The sequence below is a fragment of the Enterococcus sp. 3H8_DIV0648 genome (genome assembly GCF_002140655.1).
GTDB classification, from domain to species: domain Bacteria; phylum Bacillota; class Bacilli; order Lactobacillales; family Enterococcaceae; genus Enterococcus_A; species Enterococcus_A hulanensis.
The window spans coordinates 149,043-155,801 of record NZ_NGLG01000001.1 but is presented as its reverse complement, the minus strand read 5'-3'; the positions used below and the strand labels follow the sequence as shown (position 1 = coordinate 155,801).

The following is a 6,759-nucleotide window of genomic DNA, read 5'->3' as shown; positions in this document are numbered from 1 at the left end:
CCTTTTATCTTTCCTCTATATAAAAGACCCCCGCAAAAGACTGCTACAATGAAGCAAAGACTCGCATTGATTTTAAGTAAGCCCAATAGTTCGCTGTTTTGCAATCCTAGAAAATAATTACTAAAGAAATGGAAACTCATTGGAATCAGTAAGTTGGTATTTTTTTGGTAAAGAAAAGTCATGATGATCGATTGAGATACACACCACAAAGTGAAAAATAGAATGTAATACACCAAATCAATTCCACTGTATCCAGACATCAGCCACAATGGGAAATGCCAGCCTGACCAAACGAAACCTAGAATGATTGACGCGGTTAATAGTTGATGTGTTTTTCCTAATTCTTCTAACAGAAAGCCTCGCCAGCCTAATTCTTCCCCTAGCGGCCCTCGAACCACATGGCTCAACGCCGATATTAATAAAAAGCTTGGTGTCAAAATAATCAACTCATGAAGCGGCTGCTTCAATAGATGCGACATGATAAGCAGCGAACCCAGCAAAAGAAGCAAATGAATCCCGACAACCATCCCTACTGTCTTTAACTGCAGCGGAGTTGAAAACTTTTCCTTAATGAACATGCTCAATTTTGTTTCCGGACGAATTTTTTTCCAAAATGCGACTACTACAATCGTTGGTGTCCATGACGAAAGAATCTGTAAAATAGTTGAAGGCTGTTGGCTTTTAGTTGCAAACATTACTGCTCCAATCAAAAGGATAACACCCCAGAAAATCAAATACGTCCGAATAATATACTTTCTTGCTGTTTTTGTCATAATAAAAATCTCCTCTATTTGCTTGATGACTCAAGTATAGAGGCGGGGGTTACACCCAGGTCAAGGGACTATTTTACCGGAGCAAATATTTCTAAAACAGCCTGCTCTATGTTGTCCTGATAAGTAATCATTTTAGTCAGGACAAACGCTTGTCCTACGGGAACCAGCTTTTTACTATGGGCAAAGTTGGCGATTTTCTCAAACATTTTTTGAGGAATCTCTTCACTGCCTTCCTCATTCAGTCTTTCCGCAACGATCGTGTTGATGCATTTAGGGAAGTTCAAATACTCTTTTCCATCTTCGAGCCGATTATCGCCAACCTCTTTGACGATCAGCATTCTGGATTGGGTAATTCCCGTTTCATCAAATTCAAAACTGCGAATAATAGAAGAAAGAATGTCCTCTTCCTTTGAACAACGATCCAAAATTTGACTATATTCAGCGAAAGCATCAAATTCACTAAACGATCCTAAAACCTCAAAAAGAGGCATGCGTTTTAGCGACAAATCATTTTCATGCTGAAGCAAACGTTGGTGAAATTCCTCTAGCTTATTGATTCTAGCTAGAATCCCTGAATAGTGCCGCACAAATTCTTCCATTTCGGCACTCTTTTTTTCCATTAATTTTGAAAAATCCACCTCTGCAAAGTTTTCTTGTAGATTTTTCAGCTCATTGATGGAAAAGCCGCGTTTTCGATAAAAATCGATCGTCAGCAACCGATAAATATCCGCAAAACGAAATTGACGGTAATTATTGTAGGTATCCTTTTCGGGTTGGATCAACCCTTTTTGTTCATAATGACGCAAAGTATCGCGCGTCATTCCAGTAATTGATAATAGATCATTGGTTTGATATTTTTCTTCCATCCCTAACTCCTTTTCAAACTTTCCTATAATTTATTTCTCCAACAAATTCCCCAAGATTTCTTTTTCCGCAAATAGCGCTGTGGCTCCGCCCGTGTGCAGGAAAATCACTGAACTGCCTAGTGAAATGATCCCTTTTTCGATGTAGTCCAGCATTCCGGCAAAAGCCTTCCCTGAATAAACTGGATCTAAAAACAAGCCTTCTTCTCTTGCCAACAAACGAATCGCGTCATTGGCCGCATCGCTTGGCATCTCATAGCCGGGACGATAATAGTTGTTGTCATGTTCAAAGTCATCCGCGGTCAAGCGATCAGCAGCACCCAGCTGTTCTAAACTTTCATTCGCTAGTGCCGCAGAATTTTCTAAATAGCTCGCATCATGTCCGATCACATCAAAGGACACAACACGCATTGGATGATCCAACAGCTTTTTACCAGCAACCAATCCCGCCATCGTTCCGCCAGAACCTGTTGCATGGATTAAATAATCAAACGATTGCCCAACTGCTGCCGCCTGTTCCGCGATCTCAACGAAACCGTCGATAAACCCTGTCGTTCCGATTGAGCTCGCACCGCCCATCGGGATCTCGTAACAACAATACCCTTTCTCTGTTAAACGAGCCATATGTTCGCGCGCCATTTTGACCGAACGAGCATCCACCTCAGCATCTGATTCGCCTGGATTCTTCAAAATGACGTGGACCTCCGCACCTAAAATTCTATCCAGCAATAAATTGCTGCGAAGATCATTTTCATCCGGTTCAACATAGGCCACCAGATAGAGAATAGGCGTTAGACCTTCTTTGCGGCAGGCCTCCACCGTCTGCATCGCGTGATTGGATTGGGTCGCACCAAATGTAAAAATATACTCCGCCCCTTGCTCCTTAGCATCGCCGATCAGATACTCGAGTTTTCTAATCTTGTTTCCGCCAAATAAGCTTTGCCCTGAAAAATCCTCTCGTTTGATAAACAGATCGATCCCGAGCTTTTTAGACAGATTCTCCAGTCGATAAAAAGGTGTCGGATAAAAGCCTAAATTTGCCTTTGGTCTCTGCTTCAACAGTTGCTTTACATTCGTTGGTTCCATTGCCATCCTCCTAGCTTGTTTCTCTTTGATATTCCTAGTATATAGTAGATAACTTCACAGTTGCATATCGATTCGGTCTTTTTAGACACGAAAAAAGACGCCCATCAGCAAACCTGCTAATAGAGCGTCTCATTTTTCATTGTATAACCCGTACGGGATTTGAACCCGTGCCTCCGCGCTGAGAACGCGGCGTCTTGACCCCTTGACTAACGGGTTAGGATTTTCTCAACAGAAAGAATTATACTGCTAAACGATTTTTTTAGAAAGTATTTGCACTTTATTTCTGCAAATTATTAAATATGTGTTTATTTACCCATTCATGTTGTTTATATGCTTATTACGTGTATAATAGGTTGTGTATTCAAGTCATCGCTTTTCGGTGAGCTTGAATGGCTCAGGAATAAAAATAATTCATTTTTTCTCAAAGAAAAACGAATGCATTACTAGGAGGACCTATGAATCTATCACAAAGGCAAGAGAAAATCATCGAGATCGTCAAACGCGATCAACCGCTGAGCGGCGAAAAGATCGCCGATCATTTGGGGATTTCACATGCTACTTTACGAACCGACCTCTCCTTCTTAACAATGGCAGGCATTTTAGAAGCGAGTCCTAAAGTTGGCTACACCTATACAGGTGTGGGTATCGAACAATTTCTGTTCGATAAAATCTTTTCTGTAAAAGTCGAAGAGATTATGCTGTCACCCCTGCTGACACCGCAAGACACCTCTATCCATGATGCGATCACCAATATGTTCATGTATGATGTCGGCTCGATTTATGTAACGGACAAAGAGCAGCATCTCGTTGGACTGCTGTCTCGGAAGGATTTATTGCGAGCATCATTAAACAGCAACCTGCAAAACACTCCAGTCGCAGTCGTGATGACCCGTGCACCTCACCTGCAAACCTGCACGAAGGATTACACGATCTTAGAAGCTGGCGCGGTCTTACTGGATTACCAAGTGGATTCGCTGCCGGTAGTCAGTGAAGACGATTCGAAAAAAGTGATCGGAAAAATCACGAAATCACGGATCTTCAATTATATTATGCAGCAAGCAAAACAAACTGAAACCAATCGATAGGAGCGAAAAAAATGAAAAAAAGTGTCCCATTATACATGATCTCTGATTCTGTCGGCGAGACCTCGCTGAAATTAGTTAATGCCGCAGCAGCTCAATTTCCTACTGTGAATTTTGATTTGTCTTATCGTTTCCCATTTACTAAAGATGAAGATGAACTGACAGGTATTCTTAGCGATGCCTTAAAAGACAGCGCCGTTGTGGTAACGACCTTAGTCAGTGACAACCTGACCCAGATCGTCGAAGACTTCGCTGAACGCACAGGTCTGCAATACATTAATTTAATGAGTCAGTTCATGGATATCGTGCACCAAAAAACCGGTGTCGCTCCATTGCAGCAAGCAGGTGTCGTACACAAACTGAACCAAGAATATTTTGACCGTGTCGCAGCGATTGAATTCGCTGTAAAATACGATGACGGAAAAGATGCGAAAGGCTTTTTAGAAGCGGATCTTGTCTTATTGGGAATCTCTCGTACTTCAAAGACGCCTCTAAGCATGTATTTAGCGAATAACCGCATCAAGGTAGCCAACCTGCCATTAATTCCAGAAGTACCGTTGCCTGAACAAATCAAAGCGGTACCAAAAGATAAGATCGTTGGTTTAGTCATCGAACCGGAAGTTCAGAAAAAAATTCGGATGAGCCGCTTGAATTCATTAGGCTTAGCTGAAAATTCCCGCTACTCAGATATCGACCGCATCAAAGAGGAGCTAGATTATGCTCTAGGGGTTTACGATGAGTTGGGCGCCTTCACACTAGATGTCACCAATAAATCGATCGAAGAATCCGCAACATTGATTTGCGAACATTTGGACAACTTCTTATAAAAGTTGTCCTTTTCCTATCGGTTTTTATTGGGCAAAAGGATACACGGCAGAAAGATTCCATCATTATTATGAATAAGGAGCAGATTTATGCTATCGACCCGTGAAAAATATTATCAAATGTTGGAAAAAGAATTTAGTACCAAGGAGGCGGTCATGACCGAGTTGATTAACTTAGAAGCTATCATGCATCTGCCCAAAGGAACCGAACTTTACATCAGTGATATTCATGGGGAGTTCACCGCCTTTGATCACATTTTACGTACTGGTGCTGGGAATATTAAAGAAAAGATCAGCCTGCTCTTCGGTGACCGTTTGACAGAGCATGAAAAGGACAAATTAACGATTTTGGTGGCCTATCCGCGAGAAGCGCTGGAAGACAAGGTCTTTTATGATTACCGCGACCGTTCTTGGTATCGAAAGAAGATTCGTCAGCTGTTAGAGCTGCTGGCTTTTTGCTCCACCAAGTACACCCGTTCAAAAGTTCGGAAAGCCTTGCCGAAGCAGTATATGTATATCATTGAAGAGCTGATGTATACTGACACAAATTATTCTGATAAGGCCGCCTACTTCGATCAAATCTTGGCACACCTGCTGGATTTAGAACAAGGCAGACCCTTTATCATTGCTTTATGTCAAAGTATCCAGCGTTTAGTCGTGGATCACTTGCATGTCGTCGGCGATATCTATGATCGTGGACCAGAAGCGGATAAAATCATGGATAAACTGTGCCAGCACCCTTCTGTTGATATTCAATGGGGAAATCACGACATTCTATGGATGGGCGCTTACGCAGGCTCTCGTGCCTGTCTGATGACGCTGTTGCGGATCGCCGCGCGTTATAATTATCTATACGAGATTGAACAAGCCTATGCGTTGAACCTGCGTCCTTTGTTTATGTACGCGGAAGAACACTATCAGAAAAATCCGATTTTTACACCGAAGGAAAAAAACAGCAGTGAAAGCTATTCGATCGAAAGCTTGGACAGCTTAGAAAAAGTGCATCAGGCTTTGTCGATTATCCAGTTTAAATTAGAAGGTCAATTGATCAAACGGCATCCCGACTTCCAAATGGAGGATCGTTTGCTGCTTGAAAAGATTGATTTCGATAAAGAAACGATTCAATTAGCGGGAAAAGAATATCCTTTACAGGGAAGCTGCTTCCAAACCTTGCAAAAGGATGTCCATAAACTGACCGAGCAGGAAGAATATGTGGTGGATACATTACTGACCTCCTTCCAGCAATCAGCCAAAATGCAGGAGCATATGCAGCTGCTTTTAGATAAAGGCTCGATGTATCTGGTTTATAATCAGCATCTGCTTTTCCATGGTTGTCTGCCGTTAAAGGCTGATGGGAGCTTCCTTCCCCTTAACGTTGATGGAAAAGATTATGGCGGAAAAGACCTGTTGAACTTTTTTGAAGAACAGATTCGTTCCGGCTGTCAAAGTCAGACAAAGGATAGTTCTGCGGCAGATTGGATCTGGTATTGCTGGACGGGTAAGGTTTCACCCCAGTTTGGCAAAAGTGCCATGACCACTTTCGAGCGCTATTTCATTGCGGATAAAAAGACCCATAAAGAAATCAAAAATCCTTACTATCAATTTCGCGACACCCATGAGACCTGTCAGATGATCTTAGAGGAATTTGCTTTGTATTCGCCAAACTCCCGCATCATCAACGGACACACTCCGGTGAAGGTCAAAAGCGGCGAATCACCCATCAAAGGCGAAGGCATGCTATTTGTGATCGACGGCGGGCTATCAAAGGCCTACCAAAAAACAACTGGGATCGCCGGTTACTCGCTGCTGAACAATTCTTACGGATTCCAGCTCGTCACCCACGATCCATTTGAATCCGTCGAAAATTTATTAGCAAAACAAGCGGATGAAACATCCTTGAAGCGAGTGATCGACAAAGACTTGAAACGCATCCTCATCAAGGACACAACGGTCGGCGATAGTCTCGAAGAACAGATCGAAAACTTGACCGGCTTATTGAATTATCAAGATAAAAACGACAACACGGGGAACATCAGTGATTGATGCTGCCCGTGTTTTTCTGTATAGTGGATGCGAGGTGAAAAAATGGTTTCCGCATATATTAATATCTTTTTTATTTTTGTTTTGATGT

6 protein-coding genes and 1 tRNA gene are annotated in these 6,759 nt (G+C 42.3%); 3 read left to right on the top strand and 4 right to left on the bottom strand.

Features of this window, described 5'->3' with window-relative positions; translation table 11 throughout:
- From A5875_RS00795 to A5875_RS00780, 4 genes are all read right to left on the bottom strand, one after another.
- The coding region (locus A5875_RS00795) for a CPBP family intramembrane glutamic endopeptidase (RefSeq protein ID WP_088931847.1) at positions 1–773 on the bottom strand (773 nt) is incomplete at its 3' end.
- A 68-nt stretch (positions 774–841) separates the two neighbouring features.
- Entirely contained in the window at positions 842–1,639 is a 798-nt protein-coding gene (locus tag A5875_RS00790; RefSeq protein ID WP_088931846.1) for a MerR family transcriptional regulator, read from the bottom strand.
- A gap of 30 nt (positions 1,640–1,669) precedes the next feature.
- Positions 1,670–2,722: a 1-aminocyclopropane-1-carboxylate deaminase/D-cysteine desulfhydrase gene (locus A5875_RS00785; protein ID WP_088931845.1), complete on the bottom strand. Its 1,053-nt coding sequence runs from the start codon at positions 2,720–2,722 to the stop codon at positions 1,670–1,672.
- 144 nt (positions 2,723–2,866) lie between these two features.
- Positions 2,867–2,938 (bottom strand) — tRNA-Glu (locus A5875_RS00780).
- A gap of 239 nt (positions 2,939–3,177) precedes the next feature.
- Between A5875_RS00780 and A5875_RS00775 the strand changes: the two genes are divergently transcribed.
- The 3 genes from A5875_RS00775 (at position 3,178) to A5875_RS00765 (ending at position 6,671) form a co-directional block, all read left to right on the top strand.
- Complete coding sequence (locus tag A5875_RS00775; protein ID WP_088931844.1) at positions 3,178–3,807, top strand: CBS domain-containing protein; 630 nt, start codon at positions 3,178–3,180, stop codon at positions 3,805–3,807.
- Between the two features lie 11 nt (positions 3,808–3,818).
- Complete coding sequence (locus A5875_RS00770; RefSeq protein ID WP_088931843.1) at positions 3,819–4,631, top strand: pyruvate, water dikinase regulatory protein; 813 nt, start codon at positions 3,819–3,821, stop codon at positions 4,629–4,631.
- A gap of 87 nt (positions 4,632–4,718) precedes the next feature.
- Positions 4,719–6,671 (top strand): fructose-1,6-bisphosphatase, encoded by a 1,953-nt coding sequence (locus A5875_RS00765; protein ID WP_088931842.1) that lies wholly within the window; start codon positions 4,719–4,721, stop codon positions 6,669–6,671.
- The last annotated feature ends 88 nt before the right edge of the window (positions 6,672–6,759 follow it).

Coding starts and splice junctions, on each gene's coding strand:
- A5875_RS00790 (WP_088931846.1), bottom strand. CDS start 1,639: ATGGAAGAAAAATATCAAACCAATGATCTATTATCAATTACTGGAATG.
- A5875_RS00785 (WP_088931845.1), bottom strand. CDS start 2,722: ATGGAACCAACGAATGTAAAGCAACTGTTGAAGCAGAGACCAAAGGCA.
- A5875_RS00770 (WP_088931843.1), top strand. CDS start 3,819: ATGAAAAAAAGTGTCCCATTATACATGATCTCTGATTCTGTCGGCGAG.
- A5875_RS00775 (WP_088931844.1), top strand. CDS start 3,178: ATGAATCTATCACAAAGGCAAGAGAAAATCATCGAGATCGTCAAACGC.
- A5875_RS00765 (WP_088931842.1), top strand. CDS start 4,719: ATGCTATCGACCCGTGAAAAATATTATCAAATGTTGGAAAAAGAATTT.